This window comes from Psychrobacter sp. 1176_08, assembly GCF_052850615.1.
Genome location: NZ_VXCU01000007.1, coordinates 240,763 through 258,055 on the forward strand (window position 1 = coordinate 240,763; position 17,293 = coordinate 258,055).

The 17,293-nt window shown below is 42.6% G+C and carries 13 protein-coding genes; 3 read left to right on the plus strand and 10 right to left on the minus strand.

The window, feature by feature from the left end; all coding sequences use genetic code 11:
* Positions 1–247: 247 nt before the first annotated feature.
* The 6 genes from nqrF to FW759_RS10960 form a co-directional block, all read right to left on the minus strand.
* The gene (gene nqrF / locus FW759_RS10935; protein WP_062845729.1) at positions 248–1,483 is read right to left on the minus strand and encodes an NADH:ubiquinone reductase (Na(+)-transporting) subunit F; all 1,236 of its coding nucleotides are present in this window, start codon (positions 1,481–1,483) and stop codon (positions 248–250) included.
* Between the two features lie 178 nt (positions 1,484–1,661).
* Positions 1,662–2,270, minus strand: coding sequence for an NADH:ubiquinone reductase (Na(+)-transporting) subunit E (nqrE, locus tag FW759_RS10940; RefSeq protein ID WP_025652986.1), 609 nt, complete (start codon positions 2,268–2,270; stop codon positions 1,662–1,664).
* Positions 2,270–2,941, minus strand: coding sequence for an NADH:ubiquinone reductase (Na(+)-transporting) subunit D (locus FW759_RS10945; RefSeq protein WP_062845728.1), 672 nt, complete (start codon positions 2,939–2,941; stop codon positions 2,270–2,272). The genes nqrE and FW759_RS10945 overlap by 1 nt, the downstream gene beginning before the upstream one ends.
* Position 2,942: 1 nt before the next feature.
* A complete protein-coding gene (locus tag FW759_RS10950) occupies positions 2,943–3,857 on the minus strand; it encodes a Na(+)-translocating NADH-quinone reductase subunit C (protein WP_095569466.1) in 915 nt (304 codons plus the stop codon).
* Positions 3,838–5,073, minus strand: a complete 1,236-nt coding sequence (locus FW759_RS10955) for an NADH:ubiquinone reductase (Na(+)-transporting) subunit B (protein ID WP_062845726.1) — start codon at positions 5,071–5,073, stop codon at positions 3,838–3,840. The genes FW759_RS10950 and FW759_RS10955 overlap by 20 nt, the downstream gene beginning before the upstream one ends.
* Before the next feature lie 5 nt (positions 5,074–5,078).
* On the minus strand, positions 5,079–6,431 hold the full coding sequence (locus FW759_RS10960; RefSeq protein WP_446443011.1) for a Na(+)-translocating NADH-quinone reductase subunit A: 1,353 nt from the start codon (positions 6,429–6,431) through the stop codon (positions 5,079–5,081).
* Between the two features lie 1,075 nt (positions 6,432–7,506).
* On the opposite strand from FW759_RS10960, the gene hisA reads away from it, so the two are divergent.
* The 3 genes from hisA to FW759_RS10975 all read left to right on the plus strand — a co-directional run bounded on the left by hisA (position 7,507) and on the right by FW759_RS10975 (position 10,321).
* Positions 7,507–8,244 carry a 1-(5-phosphoribosyl)-5-[(5-phosphoribosylamino)methylideneamino]imidazole-4-carboxamide isomerase gene (gene hisA, locus FW759_RS10965; protein WP_446443012.1) on the plus strand — a complete coding sequence of 246 codons (738 nt, stop codon included), beginning with the start codon at positions 7,507–7,509 and terminating at the stop codon, positions 8,242–8,244.
* Between the two features lie 74 nt (positions 8,245–8,318).
* On the plus strand, positions 8,319–9,941 hold the full coding sequence (locus FW759_RS10970) for a mechanosensitive ion channel domain-containing protein (protein WP_446443013.1): 1,623 nt from the start codon (positions 8,319–8,321) through the stop codon (positions 9,939–9,941).
* An 83-nt stretch (positions 9,942–10,024) separates the two neighbouring features.
* Complete coding sequence (locus FW759_RS10975; protein WP_446443014.1) at positions 10,025–10,321, plus strand: hypothetical protein; 297 nt, start codon at positions 10,025–10,027, stop codon at positions 10,319–10,321.
* 68 nt (positions 10,322–10,389) lie between these two features.
* Here FW759_RS10975 and rnr read toward each other — a convergent pair whose 3' ends face one another.
* From rnr to thrS, 4 genes are all read right to left on the minus strand, one after another.
* On the minus strand, positions 10,390–12,654 hold the full coding sequence (gene rnr, locus FW759_RS10980; RefSeq protein ID WP_446443015.1) for a ribonuclease R: 2,265 nt from the start codon (positions 12,652–12,654) through the stop codon (positions 10,390–10,392).
* A 155-nt stretch (positions 12,655–12,809) separates the two neighbouring features.
* Positions 12,810–14,054, minus strand: coding sequence for a toxic anion resistance protein (locus FW759_RS10985; RefSeq protein WP_446443016.1), 1,245 nt, complete (start codon positions 14,052–14,054; stop codon positions 12,810–12,812).
* Positions 14,055–14,403: 349 nt separating this feature from the next.
* Positions 14,404–14,907, minus strand: coding sequence for a translation initiation factor IF-3 (gene infC, locus FW759_RS10990; protein WP_062845719.1), 504 nt, complete (start codon positions 14,905–14,907; stop codon positions 14,404–14,406).
* A gap of 23 nt (positions 14,908–14,930) precedes the next feature.
* On the minus strand, positions 14,931–16,865 hold the full coding sequence (thrS, locus tag FW759_RS10995; RefSeq protein ID WP_095569470.1) for a threonine--tRNA ligase: 1,935 nt from the start codon (positions 16,863–16,865) through the stop codon (positions 14,931–14,933).
* Between the last annotated feature and the right edge of the window lie 428 nt (positions 16,866–17,293).

Below are 17,293 nucleotides of genomic sequence, written 5' to 3' on the forward strand. Positions count from 1 at the left end.
GTACTAACGGCTAAGCGTATTTCTTATAATCGATTTATTTTAAAAACTGTAAGATGCTATTGGTACAAAGTGTTTGTAGCCTCTGTCAAGCTTGCGATCAGTAAGCAAAAAAATTTGTACCAGTAGTACGTAGCTATTCATGTAATGATTTTATTTTGAACAGGTTATCCAAACAAAAAAAAGAGCCTCAATTGAGACTCTTTTCTATAGACATTCTTAAACAAGCTTTTTTGCTTAATCAGACAATCTAACCACCGAAGTCATCAAGCATGATGTTTTCATCTTCAACACCCAAGCTGTGTAACATGTCGATTACCGCCGCATTCATCATTGGTGGCCCACACATGTAAAATTCACAGTCTTCAGGGTTTGGATGGTCTTTCAGGTAGTTTTCAAGTAAGACATTATGAATAAAGCCTGTTGGACCTTCCCAGTTATCTTCTGGTAATGGATCAGACAAGGCTACATGCCACTCAAAATTATCAAACTCTTCCGCCAATTGATCGTAATCTTCAACGTAGAACATCTCACGGATAGAGCGTGCACCGTACCAAAAGCTAATCTTACGATCGGTGTTTAAGCGTTTCAACTGATCAAAAATGTGAGAACGCATTGGTGCCATACCCGCACCACCACCGACAAAGATCATCTCAGCTTCCGTTTTCTTGGCAAAGAACTCACCATACGGACCTGAAACCGTAACTTTGTCGCCAGGTACTAAGCTAAACACCCAAGAAGACATTTTGCCTGGTGGAATATTGTCAGGGCCGCGTGGTGGTGGACTTGCGATACGAATGTTGAACTTGATTAAGCCTTTTTCTTCTGGGTAATTGGCCATTGAATAAGCACGAATCACTGGCTCATCAACTTTTGACACATATTTGAAAATGCCAAATTTTTCCCAATCTTCTCGGTACTCTTCATCTACCACAAAGTCTTTATAGTGAACTTCGTGCGGTGGCGCTTCTAACTGCACATAACCACCAGCTCGGAAGTTAACTTCTTCGCCTTCTGGAATTTTAAGTACCAATTCTTTAATAAAGGTTGCCACGTTATCGTTAGAGATAACCTCACATTCCCATTTTTGTACATCAAAAAACTCAGGGTCAATCTCGATTTTCATGTCTTGTTTGACAGCTACCTGACAAGCCAAGCGCATGTGATCACGGATTTCGCCTTGAGTAAAATAGCCTTCTTCGGTGGGCAAGATAGAACCGCCACCCTCAATAACACGGCAGCGACACTGTGCACAGGTACCACCACCACCACATGCTGAAGATAAAAAGATACCTTCGCTTGCAAGTGTTTGCAGTAGCTTACCACCTGCTGGTGTCACTACATCATTATCGGGATTATCATTGATATGAATGGTAACGTCACCTGAACTGACCAATCTTGAACGCGCTGCCAAAATAATGGCAACAAGGCCCATGATGATCAAGGTAAACATAGCCACGCCACCAATCGCCGTAGCATAATCCATGATATGTATCCTTAATCTATGGGGTAGGGGTGCGGAGGCATGGATTTTATGCTGTACCCGAACGCCTACCGAATAAATGAATTAAATAGGTCAAATAGCTAAATAAGGTCTTGAATATAGCGTATCAATTGATAAAAAAGTCATACTCTTATGAGTCAATAACGCTAGACCAAACGGTTTAAATGGACATACCACCGAACGACATAAAGCCGAGCGACATAAGACCAACCGTAATAAAGGTAATACCAAGACCACGTAGCGGTGCTGGGATGTCCGAGTACTTTAGCTTCTCGCGAATACCGGCCAACGCAGTGATAGCAAGTGCCCAACCAAAACCTGCACCCACACCATAAACCATGGATTCACCAAAGTTATAATCACGCTCAACCATAAACAGAACCCCACCTAAGATGGCGCAGTTTACAGTGATAAGAGGCAAAAACACCCCAAGCGCGTTATAAAGACTTGGTACAAACTTATCCAAGAACATCTCAAGGATCTGTACCGTCGCAGCAATAAGACCAATATAACTGAGCAACCCTAAGAAGCTTAAGTCGATATCAGGGAAACCTGCCCATGCCAGCGCACCATTTTTTAGGATGAACTGAAAAAGTAAGTTATTTAGCGGAACGGTAATCGCCATAACGACAACCACAGCAACCCCAAGACCAATGGCTGTTGATACTTTCTTTGACACTGCCAAGAAAGTACACATACCTAAGAAGTAGGCCAGCGCCATGTTCTCAATAAAGACTGAGGTTATAAATAAACTAACATAATGTCCCATTAGTGACCGCCTCCATGTGCCATGCCTTTAGACTGCGGCTTCATTACAAATTCAGCTTCTTCGACCTGTTCTGGTTTCCAGATACGAACAATGGCAATAAACAAACCAATAATAAAGAACGCTGATGGTGGCAATAATAATAGACCGTTTGGCAAATACCAACCGCCGTCAGTGACTGGTTGTAGAATGGTAATACCAAACCAAGTACCTGCGCCTAATATCTCACGGACAGTTGCAACAAACAGCAGTACCGCAGAGTAACCAAGACCGTTACCGATACCATCTAAAAAGCTAGGTACAGGTGGATTGCTCATTGCAAACGCTTCTGCACGGCCCATAACGATACAGTTGGTAATGATCAAACCAACGAAGACAGACAAGCCTTTACTCACATCATAAGCGACCGCTTTTAGTACCTGATCGACCAAAATAACCAACGATGCAATAATGGTCATCTGTACGATGATACGAATGCTCGAAGGGATTTGTTTACGAATGATCGAGATAAAGAAGCTCGAAAAAGCTGTTACTAATGTCAACGCCACACACATAACCATGGCATTGGCCATGCTCGTGGTGACCGCCAATGCCGAACAGATACCTAGGATCTGTAACGCAATCGGGTTGTTATCAAAAATAGGCGAGGTTAAAATAGTTTTCGTGTCAGCCATGTTATGCCTCCTTGCCGTTTGCTACTGGCTGCAATGCTGCCAGTTCGGTATTAGGTTGAGCTGGACTGGTCTTTGATTGCGTTGACTGATTCGCCTGCGTATCAGCATCTTCAACTGTTTGACCACTTTCTTTACGTAGCATATCTAGATACGGCTTGTAGCCTTGATCACCTAACCAAAACTGAATCATATTACTGACACCGCGGCTAGTAAGCGTCGCGCCACTGATACCATCTACCCAGTTTTCTTTCGGCGCACCTGCTTTGGTTACACCAGTAGCAACATCACCATTTTCGTCATAGGACTGGATACCCGTCCACTTTGCACGCCATTCTGGCTCTTCGATACGTGCGCCAAGACCTGGGGTTTCTTTATGCTCATAAAAGCTGATACCTTTGATGGTATTCATATCGCTTTCAAGGGTTAAGAAACCGTAGATAGTACCCCATAGTCCATACCCTTGAATCGGCAGTACAACCACTTCAGGTTTGCCCGCGTCATCTTTTTTGACATAGACTTTGGCATATTTGGGCTTACGACCAATACCAGCAGGATCGTTATCACCCAAGTCTTCACTCAATGCTTGGTTCTTGGTTGCTTGACTTGCATCATAAGCGTTACGATCAGGGATACCAGCGTCTGCTAAGGCACTATCATCAAGATAAGTACCTTTATTTAAATCAATAATTTCGACATCAAAGTCTTTGAAGCGCTCAGCAACATCTTCTGCGGTATCAGATTCAGCGTTATACATATCCGCTGCTACCAAGATGTTTTTGTTACGGTCTAAGCGAGCATTTTCGACTTGTGCTGGTTTGAGACCAACAGCAACTGCTGAGACCAGTACTGAACACACCAAGCATAGCGTCAATGCCACACTGATGGTTTTCGCATTGTTACTTTTGGGCTTGGACATAGCGAACCCTCCGAGCTGTTTGGCGTTTGATGTTTGCTTGGGTCACAAAATAATCAAACAATGGAGCAAATAAGTTGGCAAAAAGAATGGCTAGCATGATGCCTTCTGGAAAAGCAGGGTTAATCACTCGGATCAATACGGTCATAAAACCAATCAAGATACCATATGCCCAGCGACCTTTATTGGTGTGCGCAGCTGATACAGGATCGGTCGCCATAAAGACAGCACCGAATGCAAAACCACCGATAACCAAATGCCAATAAAATGGCAGGTTCATCATCATATTGTCTTCAGAGCCAATCATATTGAACACAAGAGAGGTGGCAACAAGACCGACCACACACCCTGCCATGATGCGCCATGAAGCGATGCGCGTCCATAGTAGAACAGCGGCACCCATCAAAATTGCAAGCGTTGATACTTCACCGATACTGCCTTGCATGTTGCCTAAGAATGCATCGCCCCATGTGATGGCATTGCCATACACATCAACAAAATCTTGAGGAACCACACCAAGGGCAGCCAGACCAAGAGGCGTCGCTCCTGAGAAACCATCTACTGCCGTCCATACTGAGTCACCAGACATATAGGCTGGATAAGCAAAGTACAAGAAGGCACGACCTGATAGGGCAGGGTTAAGGAAGTTTTTACCTGTACCACCAAATACTTCTTTGGCCACTACCACACCGAAGATAATACCTAGGGCAACTTGCCATAATGGAATATCTGGTGGTAGACATAAGGCAAATAAGACAGAGGTCACAAAGAAACCTTCGTTGACTTCATGTCCTCGCACCACGGCAAAGATAATCTCACAAAGAATACCGACCGCAAAGGTGACGATATAAATCGGTAAGAACTGCATAGCACCATAAACGAAGCTCGCCCAGATACTCTCTGGGTTATAGCCTACCATGCTAGTGATGACAGTGCGCCAGCCTTCAGGTTGCAAGCCAAGCTGATCGATCGCAGTTAGCGCTTGATGACCGATATTGTACATACCCCAAAACATCGCTGGGAATGTACATAGCCATACGGTAATCATAATACGCTTCAGATCGATACCGTCGCGTACGTGTGAAGATGCATAAGTCGTTGAGCTTGGTTGACGCAAAAACGTATCAAACATCTCAAAAATGGCATAGTATTTTTCGTGTTTGCCACCTTTGGTGAAAGACGGCTCCATACGATCGAACATATTGTGTAAAAATTTCATCGTGGTTAGCCCTCCAGCTCAATGCGCGTTAAGTTATCACGCAAAATATCACCGAATTCATATTTGCCAGGAGATACAAAGGTGCATAATGCTAAATCTTCTTCGTCCAATTCAAGTACGCCTAAATCAACAGCACTGATGATGTCTTCGACAATCAATGCTCGTAGTAACTGTGTTGGCAGATAATCTTGAGGCATCACTTCTTCATAAACCCCGATAGGTACCATGGCTCTTGGTGAGCCGTTGCTTGTCGTGGTGAAGTTGTACTTTTTGCCACCAAAGAACTGAGAGATATAGATAGGCAATTTAGAGAAACGGTTTGCACCCGCACTAAAGAAGTGGAACGCAGGGCGCTCGCGACCTTCAGGTAGTACACTGACTTGGTCATGGAAGCGACCAAGGTAAGCGATATTGTCAAACACTTTGCGACCAGACAAGACAGAACCTGAAATAATACGATTCTCACCAGCTGCTAATTGACCTTTTGTAAGGGCAGTAATGTCAGCACCGCGCTCAGTAGCCACTAGATGTGGGTTGGTGACTGCTGGACCCGCCAAGCTAATCATACGACGCGTATACAAACGCCCTGTAGTAAATAGCTTACCAATAGCGATCACATCTTGATAGCCAATCGTCCATACGCTAACACCGCGCATGATTGGATGCAAAAAGTGAATGTGTGTACCAGCCAATCCTGCTGGATGTTTACCAGCAAAGCCATGATACTCAGTGACATTATTGGCTGCCGTCTTTGCAACTGGCGTCAACGATGTATTGCCGTGATGACAAACGAAAGTCTTGGGGCTAAGGGTTGATAGTACAGCAAGACCGTCATTGAACGCTTGTAACTGTTCATTAATCAGCAACATCGGATCAAGAGCCAATGGATTGGTATCCATGGCCGTGACAAAGATAGCGTGTGGACGGGCACCGATTTCTGGAGCACGACTGTAAGGACGCGTGCGAAACGCCGTCCATTCGCCAGAGGCAAGTAGCTGGGTTTCAACGACTTCAGAATCTAGGTCAGCAAGTTGCTGGGAGTCATAGCGCTCAAATTCTACTTCTTCACCGTTTGGGTCAACCGCAATCACAAGACTTTCAAACACACGACGTTCACCGCGTTTGACCGCGATAACCTTACCAGCAGCAGGGGCAGTGTAGATCACGCCAACGCGTTTTTTGTCTTCAAAAACGGGCTGGCCTTTGGCTACAATGTCACCTTCTTTGACATTCATCGTGGGTTTCATACCCACATAGTCATAGCCAATAACCGCTACATGTGTAGGTTGGTGCTCAGATATCTCGCGGAAGGGTTCACCAGTGATGGGCAAATCCAAACCTTTTTTGATGGTAATCATAAGCGAAAACTTAGTCCATAGTCTAAAACGATACCAGACGTCCTGTTTGGTATATCGGTAGCATGAACATTTGCGTCATTAAATAAAGCCCACAAATCTCTACTCCTATAGTAGGATAGCGATAACGGGTTTTTTAAAACAATGCACGATCAAAACTACTAGTAAGAGTATTAACGCTGACCTCAGACTCCTTAACAACACGTTAATGTCTTATTCGAATTACCAAAGTGGCGACTGGCTACCAAGGTGTATGCTAAAACCATTCCATCAAAATTAATCGCTAAAGCAGTGAGCTAAAAGTGACTATTTTCAAAACAAACAGCCTTATCACACGTTTCATTGAAAATTAAAGCTTGTAACGCCAGTATGATTGACTTTCCTTATCAGTTTGAGGGCTTGCAAAACAACGCTCAATAGAAAAAATAGTCAAATAATAATCTATGAAAATAGATAGCAAACTGGTTAAAAGACAAACCAGCTGAGCAACCGATAAGTGAGTCTCACTTATTACAATCAGTTGTCATAGCGCTAGTAATGACTGTTAGTAATAGTTAACTAATGATAGAGACATCGTAGAAGGTATCTAATTAGATTTTGGTAGTGCAGAGTAGACGGTTTAACGCCCACCAGTTGAAATTTCTAATATAACCCTTCTTAGCAAGGTATTAGCCAACATCGTACAGATGCGGTAAATTCCTGCCTGATTCTTCCTGACTGCTATGCACCCTTAAGCCAAAAACGACTCAGTTAAAAGCATAGCGTATGGTTACTATCACATAGAAACAAATAAAAATTTACCTAGGATTATACGCTAAATTGACCTAAAATTGCCAGTCAGTAATTGAATTTACCTCATGTTTACAGTAAATAGATATATCAAAACTTGTGGTTATGAGTATTTATTTCCCACAATCAGTCATATCCTCTTTAAGCACGATTTGTTTTGTTATCTGTCTTGGCGACTATATGGTCTAAATGAGCGTCTTAGAGGATATCTGTCTATTACTGTTTGATTTTTAAGGGTTAATACCCAAAATTTATTTAATACTTTGCTTTATAAGATAAGGAATGCTGTATGTGTGCTGTGCCTGTCATTATCCCGGCGATTGATTTAAAAGATGGTAAATGTGTGCGCTTAAAACAAGGCCGTATGGAAGATGATACGGTATTTTCTGACAATCCAGTGGCCATGGCGGCACGCTGGGTAGAGGAAGGAGCACGCAGGCTTCATCTGGTCGATTTAAACGGTGCATTTGATGGTGTGCCAGTGCATAGACAAGTGGTTCATGATATCGCCAAGGCATATCCAAACTTGCCTATTCAGCTGGGCGGCGGTGTCAGAAACATGAACACGATTGAGCAGTATATTACGGCGGGACTGACTTACATCATCATTGGTACAAAAGCCGTTGAAGATCCTAGCTTTGTCACTGAGGCTTGTCGCGAGTTTGCAGGACACATTATCGTCGGTATTGATGCCAAAGACGGTATGGTTGCCACTCATGGCTGGGCAAATGTGACGGATACTAAAGCAACTGAGCTGGCTAAGCGTTTTGCAGATGTGGGTGTCTCCTCGATTGTTTATACTGACATTGCTCGTGATGGTATGATGCAAGGCGTAAATGTTGAGCAAACAGTCAATCTGGCTCGTGAAGGCGGTTTGCCTGTGATCGCCTCAGGCGGTGTGACAGACATGAAAGACATTGAGCTATTAAAGCCATACGGCGACTGTATCGAAGGTATCATTACTGGTCGCGCAATCTACGAAGGTACGTTGAATTTGGCTGAAGCGCAGGTTTATTTAGATCGTTAACAATTAACGCAAATCTTTGTAACAAGAGAGAGTTGCAATAAAAAACGCCGATAAAAACCCAGTAGAAGATACTTATGGCCGCTTATCTTGACCACTCGATAATACGTAGTTGTTTAAAAACGTGGGGTCAGGCATGGTTGCTACTGATCGTCATTTGCTGGTTGCCTGCGCATGCTGCTGATGAAGAAGTAAGCAGCATAACCACCGCATTAGGAATAGAGACCACCGAAGAAGTGGTAACAGATGATTCTACTACATCAGCAAACGAGGTAGAATCGTCTGAACCCTTGCCTGCTCCGCCAGTAATTAATGGTCAGAGCACCAACAATGCTCAAATCGAAACCACGCCCTCTCTACAAACAGACAATGACATTCGTCAACGTATCAAAGGTATTTTTTCTGAAATCGAAGGGCTGCAAGCTGTCGATGTTAGCGTTGCCCAAGGGGTTGTCACCTTAACGGGTGAGACACCAAACGAGAAAAAGGCACAACAAGCCATTAATTTGACCAATCGCTTGACTGACGTGGTCACTGTTGATGATCGGATTGACCGTACTCTGGATGTACAAGACAATGTCACGACGGTTTATCAAACCCTAAAAGCACAAGTCAAAAATTTGGTCAAAGCACTGCCTTTATTATTGGTTGGTTTGGTGATATTCATACTGGTGACATGGCTCGGCAGTTGGCTATCGAACCGCAAAAAAATGTGGCAGCGTTTAACGCCCAATCCGTTTGTCGCTGAGTTATTAGCCCAAACGGTAAAAGTTATTTTTATTATTTTTGGTCTTATTCTGGCACTCAGCTTAATTGGTGCAGAAACCATTTTGGGTACGTTGCTAGGTGGTGCGGGTGTCATTGGTATCGCTGTTGGTTTTGCCGTTAAAGATACCATCGAAAATTATATTGCGTCCTTGATGCTCAGTATTCGTCAACCTTTTCGCGCCCGTGATCATATCGTGATCAACCAGCAAGAAGGTATTGTGGTGCGGTTGACGTCACGCGCAACCATATTGATGACGTTAGATGGTAACCAGCTTCGAATTCCCAATGCTGAAGTTTTTAAAGGCACTATCTTAAATTACACCAAAAACCCTGAGCGCCGTTTTACCTTTGAGTTGGGCGTGGATGCCAATAACGATCCGTTGGCCGCTATCAAAGTCGGCATTGACGCCATCAATGATTTAACTTTTGTGTTGGACAATCCGAAGGCGATGGCGGTCATTACCAACGTCGGCGATTCTAACATTGTCCTTGAGTTTCAAATATGGGTGAATCAGTCAGAAACAGATTTTGCTAAAGCGCGTAGTATTGCCATTCGTGAGACCAAGCATGCCTTAGAAAACGCAGGATTTAGCTTGCCAGAACCTATTTACCGCCTACGCTTCAACGAAAAACTCGAAAAAGCGCTAGAGCATATGCAAGGAAGCTTAGATACCAGCAGTGCTACTGGTCATAAACCGCGAGTTTCAGCCACGCCCATTATTACTCACGATGATCATGATGAAGTGCGAAGTATTGACGATAAAGATAAGCAAAAAGCCAAAGCTCGAGCCAAGCATATTTTGCAAGGTCACGATGCCAAAGAGGTTTTGGATGCGCGTCCCAACGATAAATTAATGGAAAAGGTCGAGCAAGAAATTGCGGAAAGCTCAGATGAAACCGATTTATTAGACAGTGCCAGTCCACAAGAGTAAGCCACATAGGCAATCTAAAAATTGGGCATAAAAAGTGCAGTAAAACGTATATAGACTTTTTAATGACATACGAGACATTTTTTATGCAAATAAAACATCTGATTATATTTTCATTGGTTGGGATAATGGCATTATTGGCTTTTAATATCATCAATGATTATCAGCGTGAAAAAGACAGAGAGATGGCTTTAAGTAGCACTACTTCTGAGCAAAAAACGGCGCACACACTGGTATCTGATACAAGCAACTCAAATAATATTGCTAATAAACCGCTTGGTGAGCAGCCCAAAGCCATCTTGGATGATGCCACTACTAAAATTGATCAAGCTCAACAAACTGATCAAGCGCGACTGGCACAAATGAATGATGAAGCAAAGTAAAATAGTACACATAAAAAAAGCTAACGATGACGTTAGCCTTTTTTATGGTTTTGAAGTTTTAGCTAATATTAGCTTTTCTTATTAGCGCTTCTACTACGGCTGTTGCCTTTTTTTGCTGGACTTCTTTTAGACTGGCCTTTTTTCGTTTGATTCATCTCACTAGATTGCAGCTTTTCTTTCAAATCAAAGTCAATTTGTAGCAGATCCATGTTCACGCCAGCCACTTTTACTTTGACCAAATCACCAAGCCCAAATAAGGTGCCTTTGTCTTTACCGATAAGCTGTTGCTGCTGCTCATCGTAAACAAAGAAATCATCACCGACGTTTGAGATATGGACCAAACCATCAATGTACAAATCAGTCAATGTCACAAATAAGCCAAAATTGGTCACGGTAGTGACGACGCCTTCAAACTCTTCGCCAACATGATCAGTCATGTAATGACACTTTAGCCAAGATTCAACATAGCGTGATGCTTTTTCTGCACGACGTTCTGTGTCTGATGTCTGTGTACCAGCACCATCCAAAGAAAAGTCCATGACTGGCTGTTTGCTATTGGTCACCTTTGCTTTGATAGCACGATGCAACATCAAATCAGGGTAACGGCGAATGGGTGAGGTAAAGTGGCTATATTCGTCATAAGCCAAACCAAAGTGACCGATATTGTCAGGTGCATAGTTTGCTTGCATCATAGAACGCAGCAGCATACTGTGGATGCTAATGGCATCTGGACGGTCTTTAGTCGCTTCAATAATACGCTGATAGTCTGCCTGTGTTGGACTCTCTTCGGGGAACGGCAAGCCAAAGTTTTTAGCATATTCATGGATACGCATCGACTTTTCGCTATCCGGCTTATCATGGTTACGATACAAGACTGGCAATTCGTGCTTTAAGGCAAAATTTGCCGCGCACGTATTGGCAAGTAACATACATTCTTCAATAAGCTTTTGAGAGTCACCACGAGTTCGTGGCAAGATAGCATCAATGCCACCTTTTTCATTGAACTTGATATACGTCTCAACAGTCTCAAACTCCATTGCATGACGCTCTTCACGTTTTTTAAGTAATAGCTCGTATAACTGATAAAGGGTATCAATAGATTTTTTGACGTCTTTATTGCCAGTCAGTGACGTGGGCACGCTTTTATCTTGTGGATTCTCAAGATAGGCATTTACTTGATTGTAGGTCAAGCGTGCTTGTGAGTGCATGACTGATGGATAAAACTCGTATCCTGTGACCTTACCTGCGCGCGATATCTTGATATCAGCGACCATACAGAGGCGATCAAGATTTGGGTTCAATGAACACAGTCCGTTTGACAGCACTTCAGGCAACATTGGAATCACACGATGCGGGAAGTAGACGGATGTACCACGTTCGAACGCGTCTTGATCAAGAGGTGAGTTTGGCGTGACATAATAGCTCACATCTGCAATCGCTACGACTACTCGATAATTACCGCCAGAGCGTTTTTCAGCATATACGGCATCATCAAAGTCACGTGCATCTTCACCATCGATTGTAACGAGTGGCAAGTCACGTAAATCCTTACGACCTTTTAGATCTTTTTCAGTTGGTTCTTGATAGTCACTAGCTTGCTTAAGTGCCGCTTCACTAAATTCTGAAGGGATATCATAATTAAGCAATGTGGTTTCGATGATCAATTCGCGATCATTGTCGTCAGACAAGACTTCAGTAATTTTGCCTGTGGCAAATTCGTGCTGATTTGGCCAATCGATGATGTCAACTTTGACAGGCGCACCTTGCTTGATGTTCAATGCTTGGACATTATCATCAGTGACGGTGATTGGTTGGTGATTGTTTGGGCTGCCAAGCTCAACACAATACCCATCTTCATCACGGGCCAGTGTACCAATAAAGTTGTTTTGACGACGCTCAACCACATCGACAATACGGCCTTCTGTACGACCACGGTTGTCTGTTGACGTACCGACGGCGTCTACTGTATCGCCATTAAATACCCAGCGCATTTGTTTTTCATGTAAGAACAAATCTGGCATGTCACTCAATACGACAAAACCGAAGCCTTTAGGATGCGCCGATACTGTACCTGTGACGATATCTTGCTGAGTCACCGTACGATAGCGATAAGGACGACCGTCACAGTTTACTTGTCCATCACGAGCCATTGCTTTTAAACGATTGCCTAAAGCATCAAACTGGTCTGGGTCATCAATATTGAAGGCTTTGGCCAACTGTTGATGCGTGACTTCACCATGTTCGTTAATCGTGCTCAATATCAGCTCACGACTAGGAATAGGATTGTCATATCTTTTTGCCTCACTTGAGGCGTTTGGATCATTCCAACTCATAAATTACCGTATCTATTTTTAAAATTATTAATAGGTACTATCTTAACACGAACGACGCTGCAATATCTTGCGTCAATTGTCTTATATGTATTCGATAGCTGGAGTTATCACCTTTATTAGGCAATAACTGTATGGGGCAAAAACGTTATAAGTACTCAAATATCGATATCGACGGTATTTGATTTACTGGTGATTTTTTTACTATCCAATTCTTTGGATACTTCTAAAACAGTAGTCTTATTAGATTTATCGAGGTATTTTTGCGCTTTATCAACCTCAGTAGTCAGAGTATTGACCGTCTGCTTCATGTTTTCTAATGCTTCAATTTTATAATTACTAATCATATCCATCGTATCATAGACATTATTGAAGGCATTTTGGAGTTTATCAAGCTCAATACTACTACTGGTGGCTTGCTCATGAATCTCACCAGACTGACGTTTGAGCATCGCCGACGTAGATTCAATCAAACTACTGGTAGTTTTATTAAGCGCAGTAATTTGGTCAAGTACCAGTTTTTGATTGGTCATGGCCTGCGCAACGACGACGGCGGTACGTAGGGCAGACACGGTCGTAGTTGTTGCGCGATCAACCCCTTTAATGAGTTCCAAGTTGTTACGGCGTATCGTGTCTAGCGCCAAATATCCTTGTACATTGACCGCCAGCTGAGTTAAAAAATCTGTATTTTTTTGACGCACATAAAACAACATCTCTTCTTTGATAATGCGCGCTTTTTCGGGGTCAGTGGCTTCTATCGCATAAACTTTTTGCTCTAGCTGCTCATCTATTTTTTTGCCAACATAGATATATTGGCGAATAGACTGCATCAGCTCCCACATATTGACTTTTTCTTGCTCAATCATGGCATTGTCTTTGAGCAGCTCATCTTTACCATTATAAAGACTGGTGACAACGGCATTGATATGTGACTGCGCAGATTCATATTGACGGAAGTAATCTTGTACTTTGTTCCCAAATGGAATGAGACCAAATAATTTGCGAGAGCTTGTGAGCTCTTTTTTACTTGGGTCTAAATCTTCTACAATGCCGCGTAGCTCAGTCAGTGATTTGGCAATGGGGGAGTTGTCAAATAGGCTATCGTTTAGACTCTTTGCGGGTAACTCCAGCATTCGGTTAGAAACTTGTGCCGATTCGCGAATCTCTTTAGTACCCAAATTATGAATGGATTGCACATTTTGTTGGAACTCTGGACTGTGTACAGAATTAGTAATCACATGATCGACAAACGCATCAACTTTGGCGTCAAGCTCTGGGATTTGGCTGTCATCCAACTTGACCACTTGATCAGCTTCACTTTTTTGTATCTCTTTAACAGGTTCTGGTGCCGTTAGCGAAATACTGGGAGTTGTCGCGTTTTCTGGTGGGGTCAATTCTTGCATGAAGGTTCCTATGGTATCTAAAATGGACAATATTTGAGCCAATGATCATAGATAGTATGAAACGTACCTGATCCTAATAATCAATGAACTTTTTTATGCACCTAATTGTTTTTATTTGAGTAATAGTGAAAGAGTGCAGCAGATCTTTAGACTAACTGGTAATGAAAAGGTTGAGAAGATAGGTTTTGTAAAGTAGCGTCGACTTATTATATGCATATAAATATATAAGGGCAAAATATGAAAAAACCATCAATATCGCACGGTATATTGATGGTTCAAATGACAGGTGTTTATATCGAATAACAGCATCGACCAACAGTCACCACTAACGAATAATCGATTGAACCGATTATTTCTTTTTAGTTGGCCCAAGCAGCATGCCCATTTGACGACCTTCCATCTTAGGGTACTGTTCGACGTTTGAGATATCAGCGGTATCTTCAATGATACGATCAAGTTGTTTGCGACCAATATCTTGGTGCGCCATTTCACGTCCGCGGAAACGGATGCTAATTTTAACTTTGTCTTGATCTTCCAAGAAGCTAACGATCTTTCTCAATTTGACTTGATAATCAGCTTCTTCGGTACTAGGGCGTAGCTTCATCTCTTTAAGCTGAGTCTGCTTTTGGTTTTTCTTAGCTTCTTTTGCCTTTTGCTTCTGATCATAGAGGAAATGCTTATAATCCATGATTTTGCATACTGGCGGCTTAGCTTCAGGAACTAATTCAACCAAATCTAGGTTTTCATCACGTGCCGCTTTCATCGCGGTTTCGATATCAACCACGCCCATTTGCTCGCCGTCTTCTTTAACGAGACGGACTTCTTTGACATTGATATCTTCGTTGATGTTCAAACGGTTTGACTGTTTAATAGGTATTACTCCTCATCTGTTTTTGGGGTCTGTCGGCCTTTTTTACTGACAGCGTTCTGTACTAATGTGGTAAATTCAGAAATACTCATCACACCAAGGTTTTCACCTTCGCGTGTTCGGACATTGACACTGCCCGACTCCACTTCTTTATCCCCTAATACTAGCATATAGGGAACACGTTCTAATGTTTTCTCTCGTATCTTAAATCCAATCTTTTCGTTACGCAAGTCGCTAATAGCACGAATACCCGCATTTTTTAGCTCACTAACTACGTTTTCACAAGCGTCAGCTTGTTTGTCAGTGATATTCATGACCACAACTTGCTGCGGTGCCAACCATACGGGCATCCAACCAGCATAGTTTTCTATCAATATACCGATAAAGCGTTCAAATGAACCCAAAATGGCACGGTGTAGCATGATAGGGACTTCACGCTCATTCTGTTCGTTGACAAACTCTGCATCAAGGCGTTCAGGCATGTTGGGGTCAACCTGAATGGTGCCGCACTGCCAAACACGTCCTAAAGAATCCTTTAGACTAAATTCAATCTTCGGACCATAAAACGCGCCTTCGCCAGGCAGATATTCCCAATCAAGACCTGAGCTATCAAGCGCATCTGCTAGAGCCTTTTCTGCAAAGTCCCAAGATTCGTCGCTGCCGACACGTTTTTCAGGACGGGTAGAGAGTTTCATAATGATGTTATCAAAACCAAAGTCTTCATAAACCGCAAGAGTCAGCTTAATGAAGTCAGCAACTTCTTGTTGAATTTGCGCTTGCGTACAGAAAATATGCGCATCATCTTGAGTAAATCCGCGCACACGCATCAGACCATGCAATGAACCTGACGGTTCGTTACGATGACACGAGCCAAACTCTGCCATGCGCAGTGGCAAGTCACGGTAGGACTTTAGGCCTTGATTAAATACCTGTACATGACAAGGGCAGTTCATGGGTTTTACAGCATAATCACGGTTTTCACTGGCAGTGGTGAACATATTGGTCGCATAGTTGCCCCAGTGACCTGAGCGCTCCCACAAGCTGCGATCGACGATTTGAGGCGTTTTGATTTCTTCATAGCCATTATCATATTGTACTTTACGCATATATTGCTCAAGTACTTGATAAATCGTCCAACCATTAGCGTGCCAAAACACCATACCTGGCGCTTGCTCTTGCATATGAAACAGGTTGAGCGCTTTACCAATCTTACGATGATCACGTTTTTCTGCTTCTTCAATACGCTGAATGTAAGCTTTCAGATCTTTTTTGTCTGCCCATGCCGTACCATAGATACGTTGTAGCTGTTCATTTTTTGCATCGCCGCGCCAATAAGCACCAGACATCTTGGTCAATTTAAATACTTTTAAAAACCGTGTGTTTGGTACGTGCGGGCCACGGCACATATCAACATATTCTTGATGATGATAAAGACCAAAGGCTTCTTCGCCCGGCATATCATTAATTAGTTTGAGCTTATAGTCTTCACCGCGTGATTGAAAAATGTCAATCGCTTCATCACGTGGGGTCATTTTTTTGATCACGTCATAATCTTGCTTGATCAGCTCCATCATACGTTTTTCAATTTTTTCCATGTGATCAGGTGTGAATGGTGTTTCGCTAAAAATGTCGTAATAAAAGCCATCGTCAATAACCGGGCCAATCACCATTTTTACATCAGGATACAGTTGTTTGACGGCATGACCCAATAAGTGAGCACAAGAATGGCGAATGATATCAACACCATCGGCGTCTTTTGGTGTTACGATTTCGACATTCGCATCAGCAATAATAGGATCATGCGCATCGACCAAATGCCCATTCACACGTCCTGCAACCGTTGCCTTGGCAAGTCCTGTCCCAATACTTTGCGCCACTTCCATGACTGTTGTATTGCCTTCGAAGTTTTTTACGCTACCATCGGGTAAAGTAATCGCTACCATAATCTATTCACCTGTTTTTGGATCCGTTGGCAGTGATGATTGCAACCATCAATCATATAACCGCAAGATCACATCAATTATATTCAATCATTGTGATATTTAATAAAACTACATGCATGCTCTTTCTTATCTTAGATAATCTGCATACAACCTTAAAAACCAATCATGGATAACACCTGACTGGACGATATAATAAGGAGCAGTATTTTACCTATATAGAAGAGATTTGATAGTAAAGAAGGAGAACAATGCCATGCAATCAACAATTATAGCAAAAACTGTCTACAAACACTAGATAGCAAGGGACTGACAGTCCCTAAAGAAATAGTAAATAGTAACCGCCAAGTCATTATTATTAAGACCGTGATCTGGTTTAGCAAAATAGTATTACACATTGTCTTTGCAGTTATATAAGGTCAATGAGCATA